The 25,149-nt window shown below is 61.8% G+C and carries 27 protein-coding genes; 7 read left to right on the forward strand and 20 right to left on the reverse strand.

Annotated elements, in window-relative coordinates; translation table 11 throughout:
• Positions 1-83: 83 nt before the first annotated feature.
• The 3 genes from tsf to AC4PTT_RS11025 form a co-directional block, all read right to left on the reverse strand.
• A complete protein-coding gene (gene tsf / locus AC4PTT_RS11015; RefSeq protein ID WP_206545350.1) occupies positions 84-1,007 on the reverse strand; it encodes a translation elongation factor Ts in 924 nt (307 codons plus the stop codon).
• Between the two features lie 104 nt (positions 1,008-1,111).
• Entirely contained in the window at positions 1,112-1,894 is a 783-nt protein-coding gene (gene rpsB / locus AC4PTT_RS11020) for a 30S ribosomal protein S2 (RefSeq protein WP_113155137.1), read from the reverse strand.
• Between the two features lie 162 nt (positions 1,895-2,056).
• On the reverse strand, positions 2,057-2,890 hold the full coding sequence (locus AC4PTT_RS11025; RefSeq protein WP_492161145.1) for a cell envelope integrity EipB family protein: 834 nt from the start codon (positions 2,888-2,890) through the stop codon (positions 2,057-2,059).
• Positions 2,891-3,124: 234 nt separating this feature from the next.
• On the opposite strand from AC4PTT_RS11025, the gene AC4PTT_RS11030 reads away from it, so the two are divergent.
• From AC4PTT_RS11030 to AC4PTT_RS11040, 3 genes are all read left to right on the forward strand, one after another.
• On the forward strand, positions 3,125-3,592 hold the full coding sequence (locus AC4PTT_RS11030; protein ID WP_113155135.1) for a RidA family protein: 468 nt from the start codon (positions 3,125-3,127) through the stop codon (positions 3,590-3,592).
• A complete protein-coding gene (locus tag AC4PTT_RS11035; RefSeq protein WP_492161146.1) occupies positions 3,592-4,302 on the forward strand; it encodes a glycerophosphodiester phosphodiesterase in 711 nt (236 codons plus the stop codon). Before AC4PTT_RS11030 ends, AC4PTT_RS11035 begins: the two co-directional genes overlap by 1 nt.
• 187 nt (positions 4,303-4,489) lie before the next feature.
• Entirely contained in the window at positions 4,490-5,617 is a 1,128-nt protein-coding gene (locus tag AC4PTT_RS11040) for a GNAT family N-acetyltransferase (protein ID WP_492162608.1), read from the forward strand.
• Between the two features lie 4 nt (positions 5,618-5,621).
• On the opposite strand, the gene AC4PTT_RS11045 is transcribed toward AC4PTT_RS11040, so the two are convergent.
• Entirely contained in the window at positions 5,622-5,951 is a 330-nt protein-coding gene (locus AC4PTT_RS11045) for a DMT family transporter (RefSeq protein ID WP_113156291.1), read from the reverse strand.
• A 108-nt stretch (positions 5,952-6,059) separates the two neighbouring features.
• Here AC4PTT_RS11045 and AC4PTT_RS11050 point away from each other — a divergent pair, with 108 nt between their 5' ends.
• On the forward strand, positions 6,060-6,485 hold the full coding sequence (locus AC4PTT_RS11050; RefSeq protein WP_113155132.1) for an HIT family protein: 426 nt from the start codon (positions 6,060-6,062) through the stop codon (positions 6,483-6,485).
• Here the strand turns inward: AC4PTT_RS11050 and AC4PTT_RS11055 are convergent.
• The 5 genes from AC4PTT_RS11055 to clpS all read right to left on the reverse strand — a co-directional run bounded on the left by AC4PTT_RS11055 (position 6,482) and on the right by clpS (position 11,513).
• The gene (locus AC4PTT_RS11055; RefSeq protein WP_492161147.1) at positions 6,482-7,420 is read right to left on the reverse strand and encodes a phosphatase PAP2 family protein; all 939 of its coding nucleotides are present in this window, start codon (positions 7,418-7,420) and stop codon (positions 6,482-6,484) included. The genes AC4PTT_RS11050 and AC4PTT_RS11055 overlap by 4 nt on opposite strands.
• A 47-nt stretch (positions 7,421-7,467) precedes the next feature.
• Positions 7,468-7,818, reverse strand: a complete 351-nt coding sequence (locus AC4PTT_RS11060) for an AzlD domain-containing protein (RefSeq protein WP_492161148.1) — start codon at positions 7,816-7,818, stop codon at positions 7,468-7,470.
• Positions 7,815-8,564 (reverse strand): AzlC family ABC transporter permease, encoded by a 750-nt coding sequence (locus tag AC4PTT_RS11065; protein ID WP_492161149.1) that lies wholly within the window; start codon positions 8,562-8,564, stop codon positions 7,815-7,817. The genes AC4PTT_RS11060 and AC4PTT_RS11065 overlap by 4 nt, the downstream gene beginning before the upstream one ends.
• Before the next feature lie 130 nt (positions 8,565-8,694).
• The gene (gene clpA / locus AC4PTT_RS11070) at positions 8,695-11,154 is read right to left on the reverse strand and encodes an ATP-dependent Clp protease ATP-binding subunit ClpA (RefSeq protein WP_206545355.1); all 2,460 of its coding nucleotides are present in this window, start codon (positions 11,152-11,154) and stop codon (positions 8,695-8,697) included.
• 8 nt (positions 11,155-11,162) lie between these two features.
• The gene (gene clpS, locus AC4PTT_RS11075) at positions 11,163-11,513 is read right to left on the reverse strand and encodes an ATP-dependent Clp protease adapter ClpS (protein WP_113156290.1); all 351 of its coding nucleotides are present in this window, start codon (positions 11,511-11,513) and stop codon (positions 11,163-11,165) included.
• Positions 11,514-11,881: 368 nt separating this feature from the next.
• On the opposite strand from clpS, the gene AC4PTT_RS11080 reads away from it, so the two are divergent.
• Positions 11,882-13,204 (forward strand): D-alanyl-D-alanine carboxypeptidase, encoded by a 1,323-nt coding sequence (locus tag AC4PTT_RS11080; RefSeq protein WP_297561060.1) that lies wholly within the window; start codon positions 11,882-11,884, stop codon positions 13,202-13,204.
• A 47-nt stretch (positions 13,205-13,251) separates the two neighbouring features.
• Here the strand turns inward: AC4PTT_RS11080 and AC4PTT_RS11085 are convergent, their stop codons facing one another.
• The 8 genes from AC4PTT_RS11085 to AC4PTT_RS11120 all read right to left on the reverse strand — a co-directional run bounded on the left by AC4PTT_RS11085 (position 13,252) and on the right by AC4PTT_RS11120 (position 20,822).
• Positions 13,252-13,947: a DnaJ domain-containing protein gene (locus AC4PTT_RS11085; protein WP_206552625.1), complete on the reverse strand. Its 696-nt coding sequence runs from the start codon at positions 13,945-13,947 to the stop codon at positions 13,252-13,254.
• Positions 13,944-14,687 (reverse strand): vWA domain-containing protein, encoded by a 744-nt coding sequence (locus tag AC4PTT_RS11090; RefSeq protein ID WP_492161150.1) that lies wholly within the window; start codon positions 14,685-14,687, stop codon positions 13,944-13,946. The genes AC4PTT_RS11085 and AC4PTT_RS11090 overlap by 4 nt, the downstream gene beginning before the upstream one ends.
• A gap of 66 nt (positions 14,688-14,753) precedes the next feature.
• Complete coding sequence (locus AC4PTT_RS11095; protein ID WP_113155125.1) at positions 14,754-15,188, reverse strand: DUF1489 family protein; 435 nt, start codon at positions 15,186-15,188, stop codon at positions 14,754-14,756.
• 86 nt (positions 15,189-15,274) lie between these two features.
• On the reverse strand, positions 15,275-16,675 hold the full coding sequence (locus AC4PTT_RS11100; RefSeq protein ID WP_206993434.1) for an L-serine ammonia-lyase: 1,401 nt from the start codon (positions 16,673-16,675) through the stop codon (positions 15,275-15,277).
• A 589-nt stretch (positions 16,676-17,264) separates the two neighbouring features.
• Positions 17,265-18,074: a YdcF family protein gene (locus AC4PTT_RS11105; protein ID WP_299939288.1), complete on the reverse strand. Its 810-nt coding sequence runs from the start codon at positions 18,072-18,074 to the stop codon at positions 17,265-17,267.
• A gap of 41 nt (positions 18,075-18,115) precedes the next feature.
• On the reverse strand, positions 18,116-19,597 hold the full coding sequence (gene gatA, locus AC4PTT_RS11110) for an Asp-tRNA(Asn)/Glu-tRNA(Gln) amidotransferase subunit GatA (protein WP_492161151.1): 1,482 nt from the start codon (positions 19,595-19,597) through the stop codon (positions 18,116-18,118).
• 63 nt (positions 19,598-19,660) lie between these two features.
• Entirely contained in the window at positions 19,661-19,948 is a 288-nt protein-coding gene (gene gatC, locus AC4PTT_RS11115; protein WP_113155121.1) for an Asp-tRNA(Asn)/Glu-tRNA(Gln) amidotransferase subunit GatC, read from the reverse strand.
• Between the two features lie 166 nt (positions 19,949-20,114).
• Complete coding sequence (locus AC4PTT_RS11120) at positions 20,115-20,822, reverse strand: metal-dependent hydrolase (RefSeq protein ID WP_492161152.1); 708 nt, start codon at positions 20,820-20,822, stop codon at positions 20,115-20,117.
• 222 nt (positions 20,823-21,044) lie between these two features.
• Between AC4PTT_RS11120 and ruvX the strand changes: the two genes are divergently transcribed.
• Positions 21,045-21,530 (forward strand): Holliday junction resolvase RuvX, encoded by a 486-nt coding sequence (gene ruvX / locus AC4PTT_RS11125; RefSeq protein ID WP_113155119.1) that lies wholly within the window; start codon positions 21,045-21,047, stop codon positions 21,528-21,530.
• On the opposite strand, the gene AC4PTT_RS11130 is transcribed toward ruvX, so the two are convergent.
• Positions 21,476-21,808, reverse strand: a complete 333-nt coding sequence (locus tag AC4PTT_RS11130) for a DUF6105 family protein (RefSeq protein ID WP_206545362.1) — start codon at positions 21,806-21,808, stop codon at positions 21,476-21,478. The genes ruvX and AC4PTT_RS11130 overlap by 55 nt on opposite strands.
• The gene (locus AC4PTT_RS11135; RefSeq protein ID WP_492161153.1) at positions 21,808-22,392 is read right to left on the reverse strand and encodes a hypothetical protein; all 585 of its coding nucleotides are present in this window, start codon (positions 22,390-22,392) and stop codon (positions 21,808-21,810) included. Before AC4PTT_RS11135 ends, AC4PTT_RS11130 begins: the two co-directional genes overlap by 1 nt.
• A 165-nt stretch (positions 22,393-22,557) precedes the next feature.
• On the opposite strand from AC4PTT_RS11135, the gene AC4PTT_RS11140 reads away from it, so the two are divergent.
• Positions 22,558-23,496, forward strand: coding sequence for an AEC family transporter (locus tag AC4PTT_RS11140; protein WP_113155116.1), 939 nt, complete (start codon positions 22,558-22,560; stop codon positions 23,494-23,496).
• Here the strand turns inward: AC4PTT_RS11140 and AC4PTT_RS11145 are convergent.
• The gene (locus AC4PTT_RS11145; protein WP_204360903.1) at positions 23,478-25,091 is read right to left on the reverse strand and encodes an acyl-CoA dehydrogenase family protein; all 1,614 of its coding nucleotides are present in this window, start codon (positions 25,089-25,091) and stop codon (positions 23,478-23,480) included. The genes AC4PTT_RS11140 and AC4PTT_RS11145 overlap by 19 nt on opposite strands.
• Positions 25,092-25,149 lie beyond the last annotated feature (58 nt).

Consider the following 25,149-nt stretch of genomic DNA (forward strand, 5'->3'; position numbering starts at 1 on the left):
CTCCAAATTTGCCCCTGCGTTACACGAAGGGCGCCGCGTTGTCACGCGGCGCCCTTTATCATCAAGCAGTTATACAACCAGTCTTACGACTTGGCGGCTGCCGCAACCTCGGCTGCGAAATCGCTCTCTTCGCGCTCGATGCCTTCGCCAAGAGCGAAGCGGACGAAGCTGACGATTTTCGCCGGTGCGCCGATTTCCTTCTCGGCTTCGGCAAGCGCCTTCTCGACCGAGAGATCCGGGTTCATGACGAAAGCCTGCTTCAGGAGGACAACCTCCTCGTAGAACTTGCGCATGCGGCCTTCGACCATCTTCTCGATGATGTTCTCGGGCTTGCCGGACTGGCGTGCCTGGTCGGAGAAGATGTCCTTCTCGCGCGCTGCGGCAACCGGGTCGACATCGGCCTCGGTCAGAGCCAGCGGGTTGGTCGCGGCAACATGCATGGCGACCTGACGGCCGAATGCACGGGCAGCTTCCGCATTGCCGGTGGTCTCGATGGCGACCAGAACGCCAAGCTTGCCAAGACCGTCGGTCACGGCGTTGTGGATGTAGCTGGCAACCGCACCATTCTCGACGGAAAGCTTCGCCGAACGACGCAGCGACATGTTCTCGCCGATCGTGCCGATCGCGTCCTTGACGGTGTCTTCAACCGACTTGCCGGTTTCCGGGTAGGTCGCAGCAGCAACGGCCTCGATGGAGCCGTCGGTGCCCAGAGCAACGGTTGCGATGTTGCTGACGAGCGACTGGAACGCGTCGTTGCGCGCAACGAAGTCGGTCTCGGAGTTCACTTCGACGACAACGGCGCTGTTTGCGTCGCCTGCAACGCCGACCAGACCTTCAGCAGCCGTACGGCCGGCCTTCTTGTCAGCCTTGGCGATGCCCTTCTTGCGCAGCCAGTCCATGGCTGCTTCCATGTCACCGTCGTTTTCCTTCAGGGCCGTCTTGCAGTCCATCATGCCTGCGCCGCTTTTCTCGCGCAGTTCCTTGACCTGTGCAGCTGTAATGCTCATCGTCGCCTCTTCATCAATATTCTAACAAAAACGGCCGCGTAGCTGGTCGTCTGCCGCGCGGCCGTCGCGGGGCCATAAGCCCCACATTTTCGGAACGGCGCTTGTTAGGCGTCCTTGTTTTCGCCCTCGGCGGCATCGTTCAATGCAGCCTCTTCCGGTGCATCGACCGCTTCGCCAATGTCGAAGCCGAGTGCACCCTGCTGACGCTCGATGCCGTCGATTGCGGCCTTCGCGATCAGGTCGCAGTAAAGTGCGAGTGCGCGTGCGGCATCGTCATTGCCCGGGATCGGGTAGTCGACAACGTCCGGATCACAGTTGGAGTCGACGATTGCGACAACCGGAATGCCAAGGCGCTTGGCTTCCTGAACGGCAATCGCTTCCTTGTTGGTGTCGATCACGAACATCAGGTCCGGCGTGGAGCCCATGTCGCGAATGCCGCCCAGCGCGCGATCGAGTTTCTCGCGCTCGCGCTCAAGGTTCAGGCGCTCCTTCTTGGTGAAGCCCTGTGCTTCCGAAGCGAGCAGCTCGTCGAGCTTGCGCAGACGCTGGATGGAATGAGAGATCGTTTTCCAGTTGGTCAGCATGCCGCCGAGCCAGCGTGCGTTCACATAGTACTGAGCCGAGCGCTTGGCCGAGTCGGCAACGATCTCGGAAGCCTGGCGCTTGGTGCCGACGAACAGGATGCGGCCGCCCTTGGCCACCGTGTCGGACACGGCCTTCAGCGCCTGGTGCATCAGCGGCACGGTCTGGCTGAGGTCGATGATGTGAACGTTGTTGCGGGCGCCAAAGATGTAGTTGGACATCTTCGGGTTCCAGCGGTGGGTCTGGTGACCAAAGTGAACACCAGCTTCGAGAAGCTGGCGCATGCTGATATCGGGCAGTGCCATTCTTTTTCCTTTCCGGTTGAACCTCCACGGACCGTCAGGCGGAAACCGCCACCGGGGGCGCCGACCGGATTTCTCCCGACCGGAACCAAGATCCGTGTGTGGAATGCGCGCGCATATACGAACTAATCGCGCACAATGCAAGCGTTAGGCCGGCAAAAGCGCCTATTCAGCGCAGTCTGCCTCTTCTTCGACCTTATCGAACAGGGTGAGGTCGACAAGCTGACCGCGAATCGAAAACTCGCCATAGTTCATGTCGAGGCTGCGCGTGACGCCGCTTTCATGCAGCAGGAAACCGATATCGTAGTCGGGCAGCGTCTCGCCCCGCTCATTGTCGGGGTCGAAATAGGCGATGCTCACGGGCCAATAGGACTGGTTGTCGAGCGGCGCTGCCGCGTCCTTCTCGGCATCGCCCTCCGCCATCGGCTTCGGCTGGCCGATGGTGACCGACGTCATCATGACCCGGTCGGCATCTTCGGAACTGTCATAGAGTGTCGTCTGATAAAAGCCGCCGCCGGCAGCCGCCTTCTCCAGCACTTCAATCATGTGCTGAACCGGGAACTGCGTCGCCTCGAGCGTTTCGCTGCGCCGCTCTGGCTTTGACAGTTCGACCAGGGTTTCATCGCCTTCCAGCCGGGCGACGCCCTTCACCTCGCGGTCGAGCATGTTGTCCAGATACATCTTGTTGACGAACTGGAAGACCTCGCCCTTGCCATCCTCATAGGTGGTGGTCTGCTGATCGGAAAGCCGCGATGCCTCATCCGTCTCGAGCCGCATGACGAAGCGGAACGTCGTCGTGTAGCCCTCGCAGGCCGAGCCGGCGAACTCATAGACCATACGCCCCGATATGCCGTTGATGCCCGAGCGGTCGCTCGCCTGTTCCAGCGAGAGATCATAGACCGCCCGATGGGGGAGCAGGTTGGGCTCGGCCGCAGCTGCACTGATCGCGGCGCTTGAAACGGCGGTGAGTGCCAAGGCAAATAAGCGCGATGCGCGCATGTACGACCTCCCGGTATTCGGCATTGTCGCGGTCGGAGAGTGGATTGACCGCCTGGAGCGTTATCGTTTGGACAAGAGTCGTGGCGGAAGCGAGGCAAATATGCAACCTCTCGCCTTGCGGCGCTTTCCCCATCAACGGCGGATTCGATTGCGTAACTGTCACGAGTGACGTTTAGATCTGCCGACAGTGCGGAGCCCGCTCTGTTTGAATTCAAAAAATGCCGGGAGACAATCATGGCAAGCGAGATCGAGAAAAGACTGTTGGAGCTGGGTGTGGAACTGCCCGAGGCGGCAGCCCCCGTGGCGAACTATGTGCCTTACGTCCAGACCGGCTCCCTGCTGATGACCTCCGGCCAGCTGCCCGTAAAGGACGGCAAGCTGATGGCGATGGGCCTTCTGGGCCGCGAGCTCGGCGTTGAGGCCGGCAAGCTTGCCGCCAAATGGTGCACCGTCAACATTCTCGCCCAGGCGCGCGCCGCGCTCGGCGATCTGGAGCGCATCAAGCGCGTTGTGCGCATTTCCGTCTTCGTGGCTTCCACGCCCGACTTCACCGACCAGCATCTCGTCGCCAATGGCGCATCGGATTTCCTCGTCGCCGCTCTGGGCGACCGTGGCCGTCACGCCCGCGCAGCCGTCGGCATGGCCTCCCTGCCGATGAATGCGCCCGTCGAGATCGACGCCGTCATCGAGGTCGCTGAATAATGAGTGCGCTTTCCTGGCTGACCGAGCGGCCGATTGCCCATCGCGGTCTGCACGACATGAACAATGTGCGCTGGGAGAACACCCTCCCCGCGTTTCAGGCGGCCATCGATGGCGGCTTCTCCATCGAGTGCGATCTCCATCTTTCCTCCGATGGCGTTCCGATGGTCTTTCACGATCACGCGCTGCGCCGTCTCACCGGTCAGGAAGGCACCATTGCAGAGAAAACGGCCGCCGAAATGGGCGCAATGCCCATCGGCGGCACGTCGGACTGCGCTCCGACGCTTCGCGAAATGCTCGATCTGGTCGCCGGCCAGGTGCCGCTGGTGATCGAGCTCAAGGGCTCGGAAGGGCATGACGACGCGCTTGTCGGGAAAGTCGTGGAGACGCTTCAGGGCTATTCCGGAAAAGTGGTGCTGATGTCGTTCTCGCACCGTCTTGTCCGGCAATTGGCCAAATTCGCGCCGGACATTCCGCGCGGACTGACGGCCGAAGGGCTTTCGCCCGAAGCCATGGAGGCGCATTTCTCCATGCTGGCGCACGATCTGTCCTTCGTGTCCTATGCAGTGAAGGAACTGCCGAACCCGTTCGTCAGTTTTGTGCGCGAGCGCCTTTCGCTGCCCGTCATTACCTGGACGGTGCAGGATCAGGAAGCCGTTGACCGCACCTTCCGGCATGCCGACCAGATGACGTTTGAGGGTTTCACGCCCTGAAGCACCGGACCCGAAGGGAGTTTCCGCCTTTTGGGCAATGCCGCTGCTCCATCCACATGCCCTCAAGGGGCATTGCCCCTTGAAGCGCCCTGCCTCACGCGCTTACTTATCTGGCATGTCATCAGCCCAAACGAGTGCCGCCATGTCAGGCGATGTAACGCTGACGGTTTCACCGTCCTTCGCCGACATGCCGGCATCCGACTGGGAAGCGCTTGCCGGCGCTGGCCCGCAGGCAGCGGGCGCGCCCTACAATCCCTTTGTTTCCCACGCTTTCCTTTCAAGTCTTGAAGAAAGCGGCTGTGCGGTGCGCGAAAGCGGCTGGCTTGGCCAGCATCTTTTCCTGCGCTCGGAAGATGGCGTACTGCTCGGCGCAGTCCCCTGTTACCTGAAATCCCACAGCCAGGGCGAATATGTGTTCGACCATGGCTGGGCCGATGCCTTCGAGCGCGCCGGCGGACACTATTACCCCAAACTGCAGGTTTCGGTGCCGTTCACCCCGGCAACGGGTCCGCGCCTTCTGGTGCGCGATGGCATAGCGCCCGACGCGGTGCGCCATGCGCTGGCGGAAGGATTGAAGACGCTGACCGACAGGCTTGGCATTTCGTCTGTCCATGTCACCTTTGCCCGTGACGAGGACATTGCAGCGCTCGATGATGCGGGCTTTCTTCTGCGCACCGACCAGCAGTTCCACTTCTTCAACCGCGGCTATGAAAACTATGACGATTTTCTGGGCACGCTTGCCTCACGCAAGCGAAAGGCGCTGAAGAAGGAACGCCGCACGGCGCTTGAAAACGGCATCGAGATCGAATGGCTGACGGGAGCCGGGCTCACCGAAGCCGTCTGGGACGATTTCTTCGCCTTCTATCTGGACACCGGCAGCCGCAAATGGGGGCGCCCCTATCTCAACCGGCGCTTCTTTTCGCTGATCGGCGAACGCATGGCCGACGACATTCTTCTGGTGATGGCGCGCCGCGAAGGCCGCTACATCGCCGGCGCGATCAACTTTATCGGTTCCGACACGCTGTTCGGCCGCAACTGGGGCTGTATCGAGCATCACCCGTTCCTGCATTTCGAGGTCTGCTACCATCAGGCCATCGAATTCGCCATCGCGCGCGGCCTGTCGACGGTGGAGGCCGGCGCGCAAGGGCAGCACAAGCTGGCGCGCGGTTATGAACCGGTCACGACGCGCTCGGCGCACTACATTCCGCATCCGGGTCTCCGGCGCGCAGTGGCGCAGTATCTCGAACTGGAGCGGCGCGACGTGGCCGAGATCAACCGCGTGCTCGAAACCCACACGCCCTTCCGCAAGGGCTGACGCTTCAGTGCATCACGGATTTTGAAAACAGGTTGATGACCAGCACGCCGGCGATGATCAACGCGACGCCGATGAGCGCCGGCGTATCGAGCGACTGCTGAAACCACAGCCAGCCAATGGCGGTGATGAAGACGATGCCCGCACCTGACCACAGCGCATAGACAATGCCCACCGACATGGTGCGCAGCGTCAGCGACAGGAAAAAGAAGGCCACCGCATAGCCGATCAGCGTGATCAACGACGGCACAAGACGCGTGAACCCCTCGGTCTGCTTGAGTGCGGTGGTGGCCACGACTTCGAACAGAATGGCCACGAGCAGGAAGAGATAGGTCACGGACGGCACCTTTTCGAAAAGCGCGGCGAATCGCCCGCTTCCGGGAGTTGACGGGCGCGACATTAGCGCAGAAAAATGCGGCCGCAATTGCCCAGACGAGAGGTTTCCATGAGCAGCGCCGCCTATGACAACGACAATGTTTTCGCCAAGATTTTGCGCGGCGAACTGCCTTCGCACAAGCTCTACGAAGACGACGAAACCTTTGCCTTCATGGACATCATGCCGCGCGGCGACGGCCACTGCCTGGTGATCCCGAAGAAGCCGTCACGCAACATTCTCGATGTCGAGCACGATTCGCTCGCCGCCGTCATGCGCACGGTGCAGAAACTGGCCCGCGCCGCGAAGGCCGCCTTTGGGGCGGATGGCGTGACGGTCCAGCAGTTCAACGAGGAAGCCGGCGGTCAGGTGGTGTTTCACCTTCACGTCCACATCATCCCGCGTTTTGATGGCGTCGCCCTGCGTCCCCACACGGGCGAGATGGCGGATCAGGCTGTTCTCGCAGAGCAGGCGGAAAAGATCCGCGCAGCGCTTTAAAGCCCCTGTTCGGCCGGGGCCGCTGGCTCCGGCCTTTGCCTTGTGTCCGAAACCCGTGCGAGAACACTCCGGGCAAGCCAGACACTGATCAGGAAAGCAGCAAGACCGCCGAACAGGTCAATCAGATGATGCCCGCCATGGATCAGGATTGCGGGCAGCATGAGCGTGTTGATCACGACGAAGACCGGAAACAGCCCCCTGATGGACCGGGTAAACCAGACGGCCATCAGCGCCATGACAGTGTGGAACGAGGGAAAGGCGATCAGCCCCAGTGCGTCCTGCGGCGACAGACGCTGAGCGCCCTGTGTCATCACGCGGTTGAGCTCCACACCATAGTCAGGCCCGACCACCATTCCGAGACGTTCAGCAGTCTCGACCGGGATCGAAAAATAGGCCGACGGCCCGGAACTTGGAAAAGCCAGCCAGAAGGCCATGGTGAGCGTGGCGGCAAGCACACCGGTCAGGAGGAAAGCGTGGAGCTGCGCCTGACGTCCGGTCATGCCAAGCGTCAGGATGACGATCACGAATTGCGGCAGTGAGCTGACATAGGTCCAGCGAAGCAGTGTTCCAAGCGCCGGATTCTCGCTCGCCCACCCCACAAGCCCCGGCCATGAATAGCCCACGAGACCATCGAGCCTGATCAACAGCGGATCGATGCGTTCGGCGCCGACCGGTATGAGCAGATAATTGAGCGCCGCGCCGACAATGGTGAAGAGGATGAAAAGTCCGGCGGCGATAGCGGCCAGTGCAATCTTCTGGTCACGCCCGCTCCAGCGGTATGCGAGGCCAACCGCAAGTATGACTGCACCACAGGAAACGACAGCGCCATAACCACGCCAGTCGACCGAAATGGCGCTGCCGGCCACAAGCGTCAGATCAGCAATCAGGAAAGCGCCAATGACAAGCGCGACCAAACGTTCAGCTGGAAAAAGCATCGCCCACCCCTTGATGACGCTTTACCTGCGATTGTTCTAATAAAGAACTAATCGATCAGGTAGAGACCTGTGAGCAGGATGATCTCTGCAACCACGATGCCGACGAGGATCTGCTTGCGGGAGAGAAGATAGGCGGCGAAGCCGGCTATGGATGCGCCGACCCGCAGGGTGAGCGGTGCATCGGCCAGAGCGCCGCTGGGAAAGACAATCAGATTGGCGATGACGGCGGCGACCAGCGCCGTCGCCACACAGCGCACGAACACCAGAATGTCCGAACCTTCCGAAAGCTTGCCGCCAAGATAGACACCGAGATAGCGCCAGGAATCAGTGGCGAGCCAGCCTGCAAGCAGGATGAAGAGATAAGGCCACCACCAGGCATCAAAGGCGTCGAAACTCATCCGACAGTCTCCCGTCTGACGCGCGCGCGGTGCCAGAAATAGGCCACCGAGCCACCGATAACCCCGGCTGCCAAAAGGTCAAAACCGGGCAGGAGAATGTGAAAGACCGGGCCTGCGGCGAGGCCGAGCACCATCGCGACATGCCCTGCCCGCTCCCGCGCAGAACCCCAGAGCGATGTCAGGAAGTAGAGCGGTGTCAGGAAGAAGAGCGCGGCCGTCAGTTGCGGCGGCAGACGTTCGGCCAGAAGAAAGACGGTCGCCACCACGCCCATATTCACCAGAACAAGCGTCGAGCCGATGCCGGTGTAATAGGCCGTGCGCATTGCGCGCGGAACGTTTTTGAAGCTCTCCATCGCCAGCACCCATGAGGTCACGGCAACGAAATGCGAGAGGCAATAGAGCACCCAGGGCCGGGTCTTCTCCGTGCGCATTTCAGGCGTGATGGCCACCACCATGGGCGCAAGCCGGACCGATGACAGCGCCACGGCAAAAGCCGCCGCAAACAGGCTGTTGCCCGCCAATACGGCGCCAATCAACACCACCTGCGCCGGCAGGGCCCAGACAGCCCCTGTCATGAAAACGGTTTGGGGAAGCGAAAGCCCCGCCTCGCGCGCCAGACCCGCGAAACCGATAAAGGCGCTGACCAGCACCAGACCCGGAATGGAGAAACAGCGGCGCACGCCCCGCAGATACCAGGTGACGTGCTTTTCCTGACTGTCCGATTCGACTTCCGTGTTCTCGCTCATCGGTCAAATGATTTAGCACAGCGCATGCAGGCCCGCGATACAACGAAGGCGTGAGTGCTTGGGGCACCCACGCCTTCGAAATTGGACCAGTTCCGAGACCGGACTTGCCTGTCAGTAACGGGCCCGCCTGTCAGTCCTTGCGCGGCAATTGCGGCACAAGGCTGCGCTTTGGCGGATCCTTGGGCTTCTGCGCCTTGGGCTTGGCCGCTGCCGTCTTGGGTTTGCGGGTCCGTTTGGCCGCCGGCTTCGCCTTCTTCTCGGGCACCTCGTCGCGCGGCTTGATCGGTGCATCATCGGGAAGCGCGTCGAGTTTGAGGTGGCTCTTGCCCGCCTCGTCCTTCTCGACGCTGACGCGGACCGTGCCGCCCTTCTTGAGCTTGCCGAACAGCACTTCATCAGCCAGCGGCTTCTTGATGTGCTCCTGGATCACGCGGCCAAGCGGCCGTGCGCCCATGCGCTCGTCATAGCCCTTGTCCGCCAGCCAGGCGATGGCGTCATCCGACAGGTCGAAGGTGACGCGACGCTCGGCGAGCTGCGCCTCCAGCTGCATGACGAATTTCTGCACCACCTGGTGAATGACCGGAACCGGCAGCGAGCCGAACGGGATGACCGCGTCGAGACGGTTGCGGAACTCCGGCGTGAACAGCCGGTTGATCGCTTCCATGTCGTCGCTGTCGCGCTTCGTCGATCCAAAACCAATGGCCGGCTTGGCGAGATCAGCCGCACCCGCATTGGTCGTCATGATGAGGATGACATTGCGGAAGTCGATGCTCTTGCCGTTGTGGTCCGTCAGCTTGCCGTGATCCATGACCTGCAACAGGATGTTGAACAGATCCGGATGCGCCTTCTCGATCTCGTCGAGTAACAGCACGCAATGCGGATGCTGATCGACACCGTCGGTCAGAAGGCCACCCTGGTCGAAGCCCACATAGCCGGGCGGCGCGCCGATCAGGCGCGACACGGTGTGGCGCTCCATATATTCCGACATGTCGAAACGCAGGAGTTCGACACCCAGCGACGCGGCGAGCTGCTTGGCGACTTCCGTCTTGCCGACACCCGTGGGGCCGGAGAACAGGTAGGAGCCAATCGGCTTTTCAGGCTCGCGCAGACCGGCCCGCGCCAGCTTGATCGCCGACGACAGCGCCGTGATCGCGGCATCCTGACCGTAAACAACGCGTTTCAGCTCGTCCTCGAGCGTCGCCAGCACCTTCTCGTCATCGGCCGAAACGGTCTTCGGCGGAATGCGGGCCATGGTGGCGATGGTCGCTTCGATTTCCTTGACGTTGATCGTCTTGCGACGCTTCGATTCCGGCAGAAGTTTCTGCGATGCGCCGGTCTCGTCCAGAACGTCGATGGCCTTGTCCGGCAGCTTGCGGTCGTTGATGTAGCGCGCCGACAGTTCCACGGCGGCCTTCACCGCCTCGTTCGTGTAGCGAACCTTGTGGAAGTCCTCGAAGTAAGGCTTCAGCCCCTTCATGATTTCGACGGCGTCCTCAACGGAGGGTTCGGCGACGTCGATCTTCTGGAAGCGGCGCACCAGCGCACGGTCCTTCTCGAAGAACTGTCGAAACTCCTTGTAGGTGGTCGAGCCGATGCAGCGGATCGAGCCGGACGATAAGGCCGGCTTCAGGAGGTTTGATGCATCCATCGCGCCGCCCGACGTTGCGCCCGCGCCGATAACCGTATGGATCTCGTCGATGAACAGAACCGCGCCCGGGAAATCCTCAAGCTCCTTGACGACCTGCTTGAGGCGTTCCTCGAAATCGCCACGATAGCGCGTGCCGGCCAGAAGCGTGCCCATGTCGAGCGCGAAGATGGTTGCGTCCGACAGAACATCCGGCACATCGCCTTCGACGATGCGCTTGGCAAGACCCTCGGCAATCGCCGTCTTGCCGACGCCGGGATCGCCCACATAGAGCGGATTGTTCTTCGAACGGCGGCACAGGACCTGGATGGTGCGGTTGACCTCGGCCGTGCGACCGATCAGCGGATCGATGCGGCCGGCCCGCGCCTTGTCATTCAGATTGACGCAGTAAGCCGTCAGCGCGTCCTGCGCCTGTTTCTTTTTGGCGCCCTCTTCCGCCTCGGCGCCCGGTGCGCCGGCATCATCGTCCTCGGCCCCGCGCGGCGTGCGCGCTTCCGAGCCGCCCGGCCGCTTGGCGATGCCATGGCTGATATAGTTGACGGCGTCATAGCGCGTCATCTGCTGTTCCTGCAGGAAGTAGGCGGCGTGGCTCTCGCGCTCGGCGAAAATGGCCACGAGCACATTTGCGCCCGACACCTCTTCACGACCGGAAGACTGCACATGGATAACCGCCCGCTGGATGACCCGCTGGAATCCGGCGGTGGGCTTGGAATCCTCGTCATAGCCCGTGACGAGATTGTCGAGCTCGCTGTCGATATATTTGACCACGGTCCCCTTGAGCGCATCGAGATCGACATTGCATGCGCGCATGACGGCGGCGGCATCGGCATCATCGATCAGCGCCAGGAGAAGATGCTCCAGCGTCGCATATTCGTGGTGGCGCTCATTGGCAAATGTGAGCGCCTGATGCAGAGCCCGCTCCAAGCCTTGGGAAAAAGCCGGCATTCAGTACCTCATTTCTTTTCCATCACGCATTGAAGTGGATGCTGGTGCTGTCTGGCGAAGTCCATCACCTGCGTTACCTTGGTCTCGGCCACTTCGAACGTGAACACGCCACATTCACCAACACCGTGATTGTGTACGTGCAGCATAATTCGCGTCGCAGCCTCGCGGTCCTTCCTGAAGAACCGCTCGAGCACATGAATGACGAACTCCATCGGCGTGTAATCGTCATTCAACAACAGAACACGATACAGACTCGGCTTCTTTGTCTTGGTCTTCGTGCGCGTGATGACAGCCGTTCCGCGATCGGATTCGTCGCCATCGCCCTCACCATCCTGCAATCGCCAATCGTAACGCTGCATGGCTTCGCTGCCGGTGCTCAAAAATTCCATTCCCTTTGCCGAGCCCTTACGTAGGACATGTAGGTACCCTTCCGACAATTTTAAGACCTTCTCAGTTCCTGACAATACGGCGCAGGGGCTTTTACGTTCAAAACTACGCCATCAAACGGATAGACGATTCTCTACCCCCAATTCCCCTGCGGAATGGCTCAATTTCGCTTCAATGTTAAGAAATTCCGTCAACGTTTGGGTCACCATAAACGGATTGGTAACGCCGCTCGCACTAAAGTTTCGGGAAATGGGCCTGTGGGTTGGGATGCCCCGCGGCCTGAAACCAGGTGCAAATAGGTGTTGTTGTGCGTCAGGCGTTGTTGGGTAGAGCGAATCTTGTGCGGCTCCCGGGCAAGATTCTCACCGCACTTTTTCTTTCATGTCTCATGGTATTCGGTGTGATTGGGCAGGCTTCGGCCAACTCCAAATATGCGGGCATCGTGATGGACGCCAAAACCGGCAAGGTCCTCTATGAGTCCAATGCCGACTCGCTGCGTTACCCGGCCTCGCTCACCAAGATGATGACCGCCTACATGCTTTTCGAAGCCATGGAGAGCGGTCGCATCAACAAGAACACCCGCATTCCCGTTTCACGCAACGCGGCAGCAGAGCCGCCAACCAACATCGCGCTCAAGCCCGGCGACAGCCTGACCGTCGACCAGGCGATCCGCGCGCTGGTCACCCGCTCGGCAAACGATGTGGCAACGGCAGTGGCCGAGTTCCTCGGTGGCTCGGAAGCGAAATTCGCGGCCATGACGACCGCCAAGGCCCGCCAGCTCGGCATGTCCCGCACCACGTTCAAGAACGCGCATGGCCTGCCCAACAGCAAGCAGAAGACCACTGCGCGCGACATGGCGAAACTCAGCATCGCACTGCGTGAGCACTACCCGCAGTATTACAGCTATTTCCAGACCAGCTCCTTCACCTACAAGAAGCGCCGTTACGGCAACCACAACCGGCTTCTGGGCCGCGTCAAGGGCGTGGACGGCATCAAGACCGGCTACACGCGCGCTTCCGGCTTCAATCTCGCCAGCTCCGTGCAGGCAAATGGCCGGAGCATCGTTGCCGTCGTCATGGGCGGGCGCACCTCCCGCAGCCGTGACGCGCACATGGCCGACCTCATCAAGCGCTACCTGAACAAGGGTTCGACCGGTCGCGACCGCATGCTGATCGCCAAGGCGCCCGGCGGCGCCCGCACAGCACTTGCCGCGATGATCCCCGGCAGCGATGTTCCGCTTCCGACCGATCGCCCCGAGGCGCAGCCGCAGACCCTGACCGCCTACGCGCCCGAACCGCCCGTCAAGGCAGCCGCCGTGGTGAACGCTGCCGTTCCGCGTCCGCGTGTTGCCGTCGCAGCCGTCGACCCGATGCCGACGGCCTCCACCAATGCCGCGGCAACCGAGACCGCCGCCATGGGTGGCTGGGTCATTCAGGTTGCGTCGCTTCCCACCGAGGATGAGGCCCTCATGGTTCTCGCCCAGACGGAGCAGAAGGCCGGCAGTGTTCTCGCCCGCGCCGTTCCGATCACCGAGACCTTCGAAAAGGGCGGCGTCGTCTATCACCGCGCCCGCTTCGTCGGCTTCAACAGCAAATCCGACGCCTGGGGCGCCTGTGCGTCTCTGAAGAAAAAGAGCATCTCCTGCTACGCGGTGCAGCAGTGAGAACCAGTTTGAAGAACAGCAAGGAAAGTGTCTTGCCCACCGGGAGTTCAGTTGTGAGTGGAGAGCAGAACGTCGCGCGCCTCGTTGATACGGGCGGCAAGAGAAGAGGTTCCTCCCATGTCGGGATGCAGGCGCTGCATCAGGCGGCGGTGAGCCTGTCGGATCTGCGCAACGGACGCACCGCGTTCAAGACCAAGGATCTCATAGGCCTCCTCCTTGGTCATGGGGCCCGTGCCCGCCGCACGTCCCTGCCCCGCGTCTCCGTGCGTGTCCGCGCTGTCGCGCCAGGCGGGGAATTCTCCGTCAAGGTAGGTTTCTAGGAGCCTCAGGCTCTCTTCGTCGCTGGCAAGTTCAGCGTACAGATCAAGCAGTTCATCCTGCGTCATCTCGCCGAGCCGGCGTCCTTCATGCCGGCCGGCAAGCACCACACCGGATAATTTGCCAGTGTCGTGATCAAGCTCCATTTCGAGCGCTGCCGAACGAACGGTGGACCTTTGCCCAGGCGTTTTGCTCTGCCCCATCTTGAGGCGTCCAGAGCCATACCAGGCGGCAGCGCCCGACAGGAGCATTCCTCCCAGGCCCGCCCTTCCGATGAAAAGCATCACCACGCCGACCACCGCCATGAGCGCCGGCCCGGCGATCCGCAGCGTGTTTGCGATGCTGCGCGGGCTGGACTTTACGAACGCCATGCCCGCCAGAAGCACGAGCAGGACAAGCGCGAAGAAGAAAAACGGATAGGTCATCGCTCTTGTCCGCCGCGCAGATGCTCCAGCATCCTGCGGTCTTCGGGCCGGTTGCGGTCGCTCAGCGCTTTCAGCCCGCCCGTCGCATAGACGGCGACCGCTGAAAGGAGCTTCCCAAGTTCTGCGGCCGCGCGCGCATCGAACCGGAACCATGCGCCTTTGGAAAGCCGCGCGATCTCGCGGAAGGCGCGCTCGGCTGTCGGGTCATGCCCTTCCTGGAAGACGAACACCGGCACGCCGCCCAGCCCCAGCCTGCCCGCCTTCTCGGCAAGGTCATCCACGCTCTCTTCCATCGCATCCCCGATATAAACGAGCGCGTTGACCTTCTCGCGTCCGGTCTCCTTCAGCGCATGCGACAGAACCTTGCCGATCTGCGTGTGGCCGCCACGGCAGTCGATCTTCGTCATCAGCGTCTTGAGCGCATCCGTGTCGCGCACGAAGCGCGAGGCGCGGCTTTCGCCAAACCCGCGAAAATAGACGAGCTGGACGTTGAGCGAACCGGCCTTGCCCACCGCATCGAACATCTCGGCCTGCAGCTTGCAGGCCAGATCCCAGGTGGGCTGCCGGCTCATCGTCGCATCAAGCGCCAGAATGAGCCGGCCACTCCCGGTCTCACCGCCGCGCACGGGTGCGACGGCGCGCGCATGGCGCACGAAGGCATCAATCGCTCCCGATGACGATCGGGTATTGGCGATGTCCGATTCGACGCGGCGCGGCGCAGGCGTTTTCTTGTCGTTCATGATGAAAAAGATGGGCTCGTTGAGAGCAGTTGCAAGACTATCCCGCAGCCTGCGCCAGAACAGCGCTTACAGCAAGCCGAGTTCGGTGAGTTCGCGGCGCAGTTCCGGCGGCATCTCCGCATCGTCTCCAGCCGCGCCAAGATCAGCCGGCGCATCCTTGGGATCGAGATAGCGCCAGCCCTGAAACGCGCGGCGCGGCTGAAACTGCGTGCGCACAAGCTTCGGCTCCAGCACCAGATGGCAGCGCGACACGCCTTCCGCATCGCGAAACGGGCGGATATCGATGAGCTTCTGGCGGCACTGCACCGTGCCCTTGATGACCCAGTAGAGCGAACCGCCATCGGTCAGCTCTTCAACGCGCTTGGGCACCATGCGGGTCGTGTGAAACTGCTCCGCCGGTTCGCCCAGCGCCCGCTGTTCCTGCGTGCGCAGCCTGATCCAGTCCTGCAATTGCTCGACGCTTTCGCAGCCGACGCACAGTTTTATGAGATTTAGTGCCATGATCTAAATGTCGGGCGCAGCTCCACCAAGGTCAAGCACGATAGCCGGCTCTCCACAGCGCGAAATGTCGCTCAGCACTCCACCACTCAGCACTCCACCACATTGACCGCCAGACCGCCAAGACTGGTCTCCTTGTAGCGTTCATTCATGTCGACGCCGGTCTGACGCATGGTTTCGACTGCGGCATCAAGTGAGACGAAGTGCTTTCCGTCGCCCTTCACCGCAAGCGATGCTGCCGTCACGGCCTTTACCGAGCCCAGCGCATTGCGCTCGATGCACGGCACCTGAACGAGCCCGGCCACGGGATCACAGGTCATCCCCAGATGATGCTCCAGCGCGATCTCGGCCGCATTCTCAACCTGTTCCGGCGTGCCGCCCAGAACCGCTGCCAGCCCGGCCGCCGCCATCGCCGAAGCGGAGCCCACCTCGCCCTGGCAGCCCACCTCTGCGCCGGAGATCGAGGCATTGTGCTTGACGATGCCGCCAATGGCCGCCGCCGTCAGCAGGAAGTCGCGGATGCCGTTCTTGTCCGCATCCACGTGGAATTTCTGCCAGTAACGCATGACTGCCGGCACGACGCCCGCCGCGCCATTGGTCGGCGCGGTGACTACACGGCCACCGCTGGCGTTCTCCTCGTTCACCGCCATGGCGAAAACCGCCAGCCAGTCGTTTGCGGCAAGCGGGTTGGGCCGGTTCTGACGCCAGTCCTCGTCAAGCCGGTCGTGAAGCTGGCGCGCACGGCGGCGCACATTGAGCCCGCCGGGCATGATGCCGTCCTGGGAAAGCCCGCGCTCGATGCACGAATCCATCGCCTGCCAGATCTCGTCGAGCCCTGCGTCGAGCGCGGCGCGATCCATCTTCACTTCCTCATTGGCGCGCTTCATCTCGGCAATCGAAAGCCCGCTCTCGGCTGCCATCGCCAGCATCTCGCGCCCGTTGGCAAACGGATATGGCACAGTGCTGCCCTCGGGCCCGGCCTTCTCGGCCTTGAGGGTCTGAAGCTCTTCTTCGGAAACGACGAAGCCGCCGCCTACGGAATAGTAGATGCGCCGCAGAAGAAGGCGGTCGTCTGCATCATAGGCGTTGAAGGCCATGCCATTGGCGTGACCGGGAAGCGGCTGCTTCTTGTCGAGCACAAGATCGCTTTGCGGATCGAAACGATAGGCCGGATGGCCCTGTGGCCGCACCATCTTTTCCTCGGCGATGGTGGCCAGTTGCCCGTCCATGCGATCCGGATCGACCGTCAGCGGGTTGAAGCCCGCAAGACCGAGGATCACGGCGCGGTCGGTGCCGTGCCCGATGCCCGTGAATGCAAGCGAACCATGCAGGCTGACCGACAGACGGTCCACTTCGCTGCCTGCCGGGCGCGGCCAGTCATCGCCTGCAATCTCCGCCAGAAAGCGCTCTGCCGCCGTCATCGGCCCCATTGTGTGCGAACTCGACGGTCCGATGCCGATCTTGAACAGGTCGAAAACGGAAAGAAACATGGGCGAAGGCTCCGGGATTTCACCGCTGGAAGCATTCCAGCGATCAGTTGCCGTGGCGGGCTATCGCGCGGCACGGGCTGGCGTGAACGCGACAGGAAAGATGTAGGCGATTTCCCTGAACAAGCAAAGGGCGCAGCGATTGCGCTGCGCCCTTCAACTTCTGTGAACCGATGTTGTGCGGTTTTGCTGGTTGTTCAGCCTGCCGTTGCTACGACCGCTGCCGTCTCGGCGCCAATCAAGAGCCATGCCAGAAAGATGATTCCCGCAAGCCCGATCACTGCCTTGGCGGTTACGCCCCAGCAGGATCTCTCAACGCTATCGTCCATGCATATCCCGTTTGTTATCCGATCTCCGACCGGGATGATCCCGACCGCCGATCCGTGACGGCGGGAGATACTCCTAAGCACATGCTTCCGCAAGTCCAAAAACGGCAAAATGACGGCATTTGAACTGTTAAAAACCCGCAGAAAACGGGGCTTTCCGTGTCTAATCAGGCACTTGCGCGCATAAAGGAATTTTCAATACATGCGACCAAAAAAGGACAATATTGCTGCACTGCACCATCAGACAGGGAAAGCCGGTCCGAAACTCAGTCTGTGCGTGTATCGGAAGCCGGCAAAAACACGTCCGTTCTGCCTGCGAACCAGTAGGCGACGAGCCCCAGCCATTCCCTTATGCCCACTGTGAGATTGCGCAGGGAATCGAGCGCATTGTCCTCGGCAAGGCCGGGCTTCTCATTGCCGGCGGTCTTGTAGTCGACCGGCCACGGCGTCACCGGGAACCCCGCCTTGCGGAACACGCCCACCGCGCGCGGCATGTGAAACGCGGATGTGACGAGCAGCCATGTCTCGCCTTCGGCCGGTTGCACCATCTCGCTGGAGAAGCGCGCATTCTCATAGGTATCGCGTGAGCGGTTCTCCAGAATCAGGCGGTCCGGATCGACGCCAAGCGCCGTCAGCAGACGCGGCGCCGTATCCGCGTCGCCCTCACCGGCCAGGAAAACGGCTCCCTGTCCGCCAGAAATCAGGATTTTCGCCTGCGGGAAGCGGCGCGCCAGGATGGCGGTCTCAACGAAACGGTCGCCACTGGCATTCAGTTCGTGGCCGCCGCGCGCACTGTTGATGGAACCTTCCAGCCCGCCGCCCAGAACGACGATGCCGTGAACCGTCTCAGGCACGGGGTCGGGCTTCTGGAAGCGGTCTTCGAGCGGTCCGAGAAGAAGCGCGCCGAGCGTCGTCCAGGCCGACAGAAAGAGAACGATAAAAGAAAGGCCGCCTGCCGTCATGGACAGGCGGCGCCAGCCAAAAAAGGCGGTGACCACCGAAACCGCAATCAGGATCGCGGCAAGGCCGAGCGGCTGCAGGAACAGCCAGCCAATCGCGGAGACGAAATGGAACATGACGCGGCCTTTCTCTCAGGAAGCGAGCCGCGCCATGGGCATTACCACCACTTGTTCGGTGCGAAACGGCCTGCGGCCTGTTCGATCACATGTGCTGTGCGGAACAGCGTTTCTTCTTCAAACGGCTTGCCAATGAGCTGCAGGCCGAGCGGCAGGCCCTTCGTGTCAAGACCGGCGGGCACGGCGATGCCCGGCAGGCCCGCCATGTTCACCGTCACGGTGAAGATGTCGTTCAGATACATCTTGACCGGATCGGACGCCATTTCCTGATCGGCGATGCCGAAAGCGGCCGACGGCGTTGCCGGCGTCAGGATCGCGTCGACGCCCTGATCGAAGACCTGCTCGAAGTCGCGCTTGATGAGCGTGCGAACCTTCTGCGCCTTGAGGTAATAGGCGTCGTAATAGCCGGCCGACAGCACATAGGTGCCGATCATGATGCGGCGCTTGACCTCGCGACCGAAACCGGCGGCGCGGGTCTGCTCATACATGTCGGCAATGTCCTTGCCGGGCACGCGCAGGCCATAACGCACGCCGTCATAACGCGCGAGGTTGGAAGACGCCTCGGCAGGCGCAACGATGTAATAGGCCGGCAGCGCGTATTTCGTGTGCGGCAGCGAGATGTCGACGATCTCCGCGCCCGCATCGCGCATCCAGTCGATGCCCTGCTTCCACAGCGCCTCGATTTCCTCCGGCATGCCGTCGAGACGGTACTCGCGCGGAATGCCGATCTTCATGCCCTTGATCGACTGGCCTATGGCGGCCTCGTAATCCGGCACCGGAAGATCGACGGAGGTGGTGTCCTTGTCGTCGACCGAAGCCATGGACTTCAGAAGGATCGCGGCGTCGCGCACATCGCGCGCAATCGGGCCTGCCTGATCGAGTGAGGAAGCGAAAGCCACCGTGCCCCAGCGCGAGCAGCGGCCATAGGTCGGCTTGATGCCGACCGTGCCGGTGAAGGCTGCGGGCTGGCGGATGGAGCCGCCGGTGTCCGTTGCGGTTGCGCCGGCGCACAAAAGGGCGGAAACGGCTGCCGCCGAACCGCCGGAAGAGCCGCCCGGCACCAGATCGGCATTGGAGCCTTCGGCGCGCCACGGGTTGATGACCGGACCGTAATAGGAGGTCTCGTTGGACGAGCCCATGGCGAACTCATCCATGTTGAGCTTGCCGAGCATCACCGCGCCATCGGCCCACAGATTGGCCGTCACGGTGGATTCGTATTTCGGCTTGAACCCGTCGAGAATGTGGCTGGAGGCCTGGGTGTGAACGTCTTCGGTCGCGAACAGGTCCTTGATGCCGAGCGGAATGCCTTCCAGCGCGCCCGCCTCGCCCTTCGCGATCCGCTCATCGCTTGCCTTCGCCATGGCGCGCGCCTTGTCGTGGGTGACGGCGACATAGGCGTTGAGCTTTTCATTGGCCGTGTCGATGGCCGAAAGATATGCCTCGGTCAGCTCCGTGGCGGTGAACGCCTTGGCAGCCAGCTTTTCGCGCGCCTCGGCAATGGTGAGTTTGGTGAGCTCTGTCATGGAAAATCCGTGAAAATCCGGGGGCCGGTCAGGGCAAATGGGTTTGGAAGCCTATGCTGGCTTCTATTCGACCACTTTCGGGACAACGAAGAAATTGTCCTCCGAAACCGGTGCATTGGCGACGATGTCGTCGGCCTTGTTGCCGTCGGTCACGCCGTCCTGACGCTTCTTCATCGCCATCGGGATGACAGACGTCATGGGCTCGACGCCCTCGACATTCACTTCGTTCAGTTGCTCGACGAAACCGAGAATGGCGTTCAGTTCGCCTGTCATGCGCTCTGCGTCCGCATCGTCAACGGCAATGCGGGAAAGGCGCGCAACACGCTTCACGGTATCGATGTCCACGGACATGGTTCTCTCCAGGCGCTTATTGGCTGCGCCACGGCTATAATCGGCGCGCGGGCGGCGTGCAACCGCCAACGCGCTCCGGCGCACCGGAATTGCTATAGGAAAGGCCTGAAAATCGGAAACGATTTCCAGAATACGTGATGCATCAATGCCCGATGCATCGCGGTCCCTAAAGCGAAATCGTCTCGCCCACCTTCAGCGCCGGCACATTCACGCCGGAGCCTTCCATGCCGTCGATGAATTTCTGCGCCGTCTGATCGATGATCGGGAATGTCCCGAAATGACAGGGCAGCACGGTATCGAACTTGAAGTAGCGGCGGCAGGCGAGCGCCGCGACGGCACCGCCCATCGTGAACCGGTCACCGACCGGCACAAGACCGATTTCAGGCTGATGGAGTTCATGGATCAGCGCCATGTCGCCGAAAATGTCGGTATCGCCCATGTGATAGAGCGTCTTGTCCTCGGGGAAGTGGAGGACGAGACCGGCAGGATTGCCCAGATAGGTGTTTGCCCCGCCCTCGCCTGCAGACGACGAGGAATGCAGCGCGTTCACGAATGTGGTGGTGAAGCCGCCGCAATCGACGGTGCCGCCGTGATTGCCGGGGTTGATGCGGTTCTGGTCGACGCCCTTGCCGACAAGGAACATGCAGATTTCGAAATTGGCGACCAGCATCGCGCCGGTCTTCTTCAGGATTTCAACCGCATCGCCGATATGATCGTCATGGCCGTGGGTGAGCAGCACATGCGTCACGCCCTCCGCCGGGCCTTCCCATCCATCGTTCCAGGAAGGGTTTCCGCTGAGGAACGGATCGATCAGGATGCGCGCATCGCCTGCATCCACGCGAAATGCGGAATGGCCGTACCAGGTCAGGTCCATGGGAAATACTCCTTGCTGAATGTGGCGCGTTCAACGACGCCTGTCGCGCAGTGGCTTCTTTTCGTGTAACCGCTGCAGCGTCATTAGACCACTTTGTCGTCCCGCGGAATCGGCAAAGTCGCCAAGTCATTGTTTTCAGGCAGTTCCGGACGGGAAACCGGTTTCCACTTTCCCTGGAATTGCTCTAGAACCATCCCACAGTCGTAATTGGAGTGTACAGTTTTGTCAGTGGTCGACCTGCAGGAACTCCCCGCTTTTCTCACTGCGGGCCAGACGCTGGCCGGGCTCGACCTCGGCACCAAGACCATCGGGCTTTCGGTCTCCGACCGCGGACTGTCGCTGGCGACGCCGCGTCAGGTGGTGATGCGCAAGAAATTCACGCAGGACGCCGAAGCGCTGCTTGCCGCGTTCAAGCGCGACAATGTCGGCGGCATCGTCATCGGCCTTCCGGTCAACATGGATGGCACGGAAGGCCCGCGCGCCCAGTCAACCCGCGCCTTCATCCGCAATCTTGAGCGGCTGACGGACCTTCCCGTCGCCTTCTGGGACGAACGCATGTCGACGGTTGCCGCAGAGCGGGCGCTTCTGGAGATGGATGTATCGCGCAAGAAACGGGCGGAGCGGATCGATTCGGCCGCCGCCGCCTTCATCCTTCAGGGCGCGCTGGACAGGCTGCGTGCTTCCGGAGCCGCTTCACCGGCCCGGTAGGCCGCGCGCTTTTCCTGATACCAGGCCTTGATTGCGCGCCGGCGACGAAACGCGACGATGCCGGCAAGGATGAACGAGTCGACCACGCAGGCCCGCGCGACCATGCCGGGAATCACCTGCGGATCGATGCCGAGAATATTGCCATAAATCCTGAACAGCAGATCATTCATCTCCCGGCTCAGGAATGTGAAGCCGAAGTTCAGATCGTTGTACGACAGGCCGTACCATCCCCAGAACAGGCCCATGGGTAATGCCCATAAGATAAGCAGCAGACGCATCAGTGGCTCCTGTCGTCATTGGCGGGTGGGGAGAATCGGAAGCCCCGGCGGGCGACAAGCCGGGAAGCAAGGCGAGCGGTCATGGTTTCGTGCGCGGCATCGACAAGGCGCATCGCCGAGAATCGGTTCACCGGAGCCGGCTGAAGCTGTTGCTCCGCGCCATCGTCCGCAAGCTCTTGGCGACGCAGCACCAGATGGGTTGCCAGGATGGCGAGGAATTTCACCGTCACCGCTCCCGTCGGCGTCAGAGCCGTCGCATCCGCGACGAAGCCGGCCTGAACCGCATCCACGATCAGCATGAGAAGCGCGCCGGCGCAGGCAAGCTGCGCCACGGTCGCGGTCTCCCGCGTTTCCCCCTTTTCCAGCACGGACACCACGAAGCTCCACAGGAACAGCACCGCAACGAGCGCGTTTCCAAGCACCACGCCCAGCTGGCCAAGGAGATGTGAAAGCTGCAACGCCCCCTCGGCAGCCGACGCACCGACGGGCATCAAAACGCCGTCAGCAAGCGCTGCCGCCCAGGCAGAGGCTGCGAAAGTGATGGTCCAGAAGACCGTCAGAAGGGTTGCGAATGTGCGATTCATGGCTCTCATTCTCGAATGCCAACCACAGTGAACTGCGGGAAAATCCGCCGCAACGCTTACCAATTGTTAAGGTTAATTTTCACAGCATCGCAATCGCGCCCTCGCTTTACAGGCGCAGCCCCGGCAACTAGCTAATGAGGCTTCCTCTCGCCTGCCGGATTCTCCATGTTCGCGATCTTTGAAAGTATTCTGCCAATCTTCCTGCTGATCATCGCCGGCAATGTGCTGCGCCGCACGCCGCTGATCAATGATGAGACATGGCCCGGCCTCGAGCAGCTCTGCTACTGGTTCCTCTACCCGTCGCTTCTTTTCATAACCATCGCGAACGCCGACTTTTCCGAGCTTCGGCTGGACGCGATGCTCGGCGCGCTGATCGTCTCCGTTCTCTCTTTCATTGCGCTCGTTCTGGCGCTCTGGCCTGCGCTGCGCGCAACCGGCCTCGTGCGCCACGCACAATATTCCTCGGTTTTTCAGACGGCGGTGCGCTGGAACGGTTTCATGGCGCTCGCGGTGGCCCAAAAACTCTTTCCGCCAGAGGGGGCGGCCGTTGTGGCGCTGGTGATGGCGACGATCATCATCCCGATCAACATCGCCTCTGTCTTTGTGGTGACGCGCTTTGCCGACAGCACCGCTTCGCTCTCCAAAGTGATGCTGGATGTCGCGCGCAACCCGATGATCCTGGCAGCGGCGACGGCAGTCCTGCTGCGCTTCATGCCCTTTGATCTCTACCCGCCGCTCAACCAGACGCTCGATCTGGTCGGACGGGCAGCGCTTGGCATGGGGCTCCTGACCATCGGGGCCAGCCTGCAGACGGACGATTTCCGCGCCGCAGGCGCGTCGCTCTGGATTTCATCCTTCCTGAAGCTTTTGTTCTTCCCGGTCTTGATGATTGCCGTGGCGCTCGGCTTCGGTGTGTCCGGGCCGGCACTCAGCTATCTGGCCCTGTGCGCCGCGGTCCCCACCGCCATGAACGGGTTTCTGCTGGCGCGTCAGCTTGGCGGCGACGCGCCGCTTTACGCCAGCATCACGACGGTACAGACCGCCCTCGCCTTCTTCACGATCCCGCTGGTTCTGACGCTCGTTTCTCAGTTCGTTTCCGGATAGAGCACATCAAGAATGGACGCCGCGTCATGGCGCGCGTCCAGCATGCCGTAGGTGCTGCGCCACTGGCCGGCGAGGCGCGTCTCGATGAAGGCGTCGGCGACCCGGCCGCCGCCCATGCGCCGCAGTTCGGCAGCCGCTGCCGCAAGCGCCAGCTGCTCGGTCAGGATGCGCGCAGAGCCTTCATCCGTCTGGCACACGCGGGCCGCAGCCGCCAGCACCTCAAGCGTTGCGCCGCCCTTTTCGCCAAGGTCATTGCCGATCATGCCCAGCACATCGTCAAAGAGCCCGGCATTGCGATCCAGCACGCGCAGCACATCAAGGCCCATCACATTGCCAGAACCTTCCCAGATCGCGTTGACCGGGGCTTCGCGGTAATGGCGCGCAAGCGGCGCTTCCTCCACATAGCCATTGCCGCCAAGACACTCCATCGCCTCATAAGTGACGGCAGGCGCAAGCTTGCAGACCCAGTATTTCACGACCGGCGTCATCACGCGGGCAAAGGCCGCCTCGCCGCGATGATCCGCAGCCTCGTCGAAAGCGCGCGCAAGGCGCATGGAAAGCGCCGTGGCCGCTGCCACATCCAGCGCCATGTCTGCCAGAACGCGCAGCATGAGCGGCTGCTCGATCAGCGTTTTTCCGAAGGCGGAACGATGACGCGCGTGATGAACCGCCTCTGCGAGGCTCGCCCGCATGATACCCGCTGATCCGAGCGCGCAATCGAGCCGCGTCAGCGTGACCATGTCCATGATGGTGCGCACACCGGCTCCCGGCTCGCCCACGAGCTCGCCCATCGTGCCGTCGAACTCCACTTCGGCGGACGCATTGGAGCGATTGCCAAGCTTGTCCTTCAGGCGCTGAAGACGCAGCCCGTTGCCGGCATTGTCTTCCAGAAGACGCGGAACGAGGAAGCATGACAGCCCCCGGTCCGTCTGCGCGAGCATGAGAAACGCATCCGACATGGGGGCGGACAGGAACCATTTGTGGCCCGACAGACGGTAGATCTTGCCTTCCAGCGGCTCGGCGCGCGACGTGTTCGCCCGCACATCCGTTCCGCCCTGCTTTTCCGTCATTCCCATGCCGATGGTGATGCCGGCCTTTTGCGCAAGCGGCTTGCTGGTGTGATCGTATTTGCGCACCGCCACGCGCGGCGCCCAGCGCCGGAAGAGCGATGTATCGGCCATCAGCGCGGCCAGTGACGCATTGGTCATGGTCAGCGGGCACAGATGCCCGCTCTCGAGCTGCGCCGTCATGAAAAAGCGGGCCGCGCGAATCTGGTGCCGCATGCCGGATTCGGATGCCGTTTTCTCCCAGATGGAAGAATGCAGGCCGTTCGCCGCAGAACGCCGCATGAGCGCGTGATAGGCCGGGTGATACTCCACCAGATCAAGCCTGTTTCCGTAACGGTCATGGGTACGAAGCTGGGGAATTTCGGAATTTGCAAGCCGCGCCAGATCAAGCGCTTCCTGATTGCGCACGAAACGGCCAAGCGTGTCGAGATCCTTGCGCACGGGTTCGGAAAAATTCTCCGCCGCCTGCATCAGCAGCGGGTCGCTGCGCCAGGCGTTCGTACCGGCGATCGGAGGCGACTGGTTCATTACTTCGTGCGTCACGGTTTCACTCTATCAGAACTGCGGCGGCGCGTCGGGAATCAAC

The organism is Nitratireductor sp. WH36-1 (assembly GCF_058725515.1).

What these genes read in the sequence shown, in the direction of transcription:
- tsf (WP_206545350.1), bottom strand. Translation starts at nt 1,007, where the DNA reads ATGAGCATTACAGCTGCACAGGTCAAGGAACTGCGCGAGAAAAGCGGC.
- AC4PTT_RS11030 (WP_113155135.1), top strand. Translation starts at nt 3,125, where the DNA reads ATGGCAAGCGAGATCGAGAAAAGACTGTTGGAGCTGGGTGTGGAACTG.
- AC4PTT_RS11025 (WP_492161145.1), bottom strand. Translation starts at nt 2,890, where the DNA reads ATGCGCGCATCGCGCTTATTTGCCTTGGCACTCACCGCCGTTTCAAGC.
- AC4PTT_RS11140 (WP_113155116.1), top strand. Translation starts at nt 22,558, where the DNA reads ATGTTCGCGATCTTTGAAAGTATTCTGCCAATCTTCCTGCTGATCATC.
- AC4PTT_RS11055 (WP_492161147.1), bottom strand. Translation starts at nt 7,420, where the DNA reads ATGCTTTTTCCAGCTGAACGTTTGGTCGCGCTTGTCATTGGCGCTTTC.
- AC4PTT_RS11130 (WP_206545362.1), bottom strand. Translation starts at nt 21,808, where the DNA reads ATGCGTCTGCTGCTTATCTTATGGGCATTACCCATGGGCCTGTTCTGG.
- AC4PTT_RS11105 (WP_299939288.1), bottom strand. Translation starts at nt 18,074, where the DNA reads ATGTTCCATTTCGTCTCCGCGATTGGCTGGCTGTTCCTGCAGCCGCTC.
- AC4PTT_RS11060 (WP_492161148.1), bottom strand. Translation starts at nt 7,818, where the DNA reads ATGAGTTTCGACGCCTTTGATGCCTGGTGGTGGCCTTATCTCTTCATC.
- AC4PTT_RS11040 (WP_492162608.1), top strand. Translation starts at nt 4,490, where the DNA reads ATGCCGGCATCCGACTGGGAAGCGCTTGCCGGCGCTGGCCCGCAGGCA.
- clpS (WP_113156290.1), bottom strand. Translation starts at nt 11,513, where the DNA reads ATGCAGCGTTACGATTGGCGATTGCAGGATGGTGAGGGCGATGGCGAC.
- gatC (WP_113155121.1), bottom strand. Translation starts at nt 19,948, where the DNA reads ATGTCCGTGGACATCGATACCGTGAAGCGTGTTGCGCGCCTTTCCCGC.
- AC4PTT_RS11145 (WP_204360903.1), bottom strand. Translation starts at nt 25,091, where the DNA reads ATGAACCAGTCGCCTCCGATCGCCGGTACGAACGCCTGGCGCAGCGAC.
- AC4PTT_RS11035 (WP_492161146.1), top strand. Translation starts at nt 3,592, where the DNA reads ATGAGTGCGCTTTCCTGGCTGACCGAGCGGCCGATTGCCCATCGCGGT.
- AC4PTT_RS11050 (WP_113155132.1), top strand. Translation starts at nt 6,060, where the DNA reads ATGAGCAGCGCCGCCTATGACAACGACAATGTTTTCGCCAAGATTTTG.
- AC4PTT_RS11095 (WP_113155125.1), bottom strand. Translation starts at nt 15,188, where the DNA reads ATGGCACTAAATCTCATAAAACTGTGCGTCGGCTGCGAAAGCGTCGAG.
- AC4PTT_RS11100 (WP_206993434.1), bottom strand. Translation starts at nt 16,675, where the DNA reads ATGTTTCTTTCCGTTTTCGACCTGTTCAAGATCGGCATCGGACCGTCG.
- AC4PTT_RS11135 (WP_492161153.1), bottom strand. Translation starts at nt 22,392, where the DNA reads ATGAATCGCACATTCGCAACCCTTCTGACGGTCTTCTGGACCATCACT.
- AC4PTT_RS11085 (WP_206552625.1), bottom strand. Translation starts at nt 13,947, where the DNA reads ATGACCTATCCGTTTTTCTTCTTCGCGCTTGTCCTGCTCGTGCTTCTG.
- rpsB (WP_113155137.1), bottom strand. Translation starts at nt 1,894, where the DNA reads ATGGCACTGCCCGATATCAGCATGCGCCAGCTTCTCGAAGCTGGTGTT.
- AC4PTT_RS11120 (WP_492161152.1), bottom strand. Translation starts at nt 20,822, where the DNA reads ATGGACCTGACCTGGTACGGCCATTCCGCATTTCGCGTGGATGCAGGC.
- AC4PTT_RS11065 (WP_492161149.1), bottom strand. Translation starts at nt 8,564, where the DNA reads ATGAGCGAGAACACGGAAGTCGAATCGGACAGTCAGGAAAAGCACGTC.
- clpA (WP_206545355.1), bottom strand. Translation starts at nt 11,154, where the DNA reads ATGCCGGCTTTTTCCCAAGGCTTGGAGCGGGCTCTGCATCAGGCGCTC.
- gatA (WP_492161151.1), bottom strand. Translation starts at nt 19,597, where the DNA reads ATGACAGAGCTCACCAAACTCACCATTGCCGAGGCGCGCGAAAAGCTG.
- AC4PTT_RS11090 (WP_492161150.1), bottom strand. Translation starts at nt 14,687, where the DNA reads ATGAACGACAAGAAAACGCCTGCGCCGCGCCGCGTCGAATCGGACATC.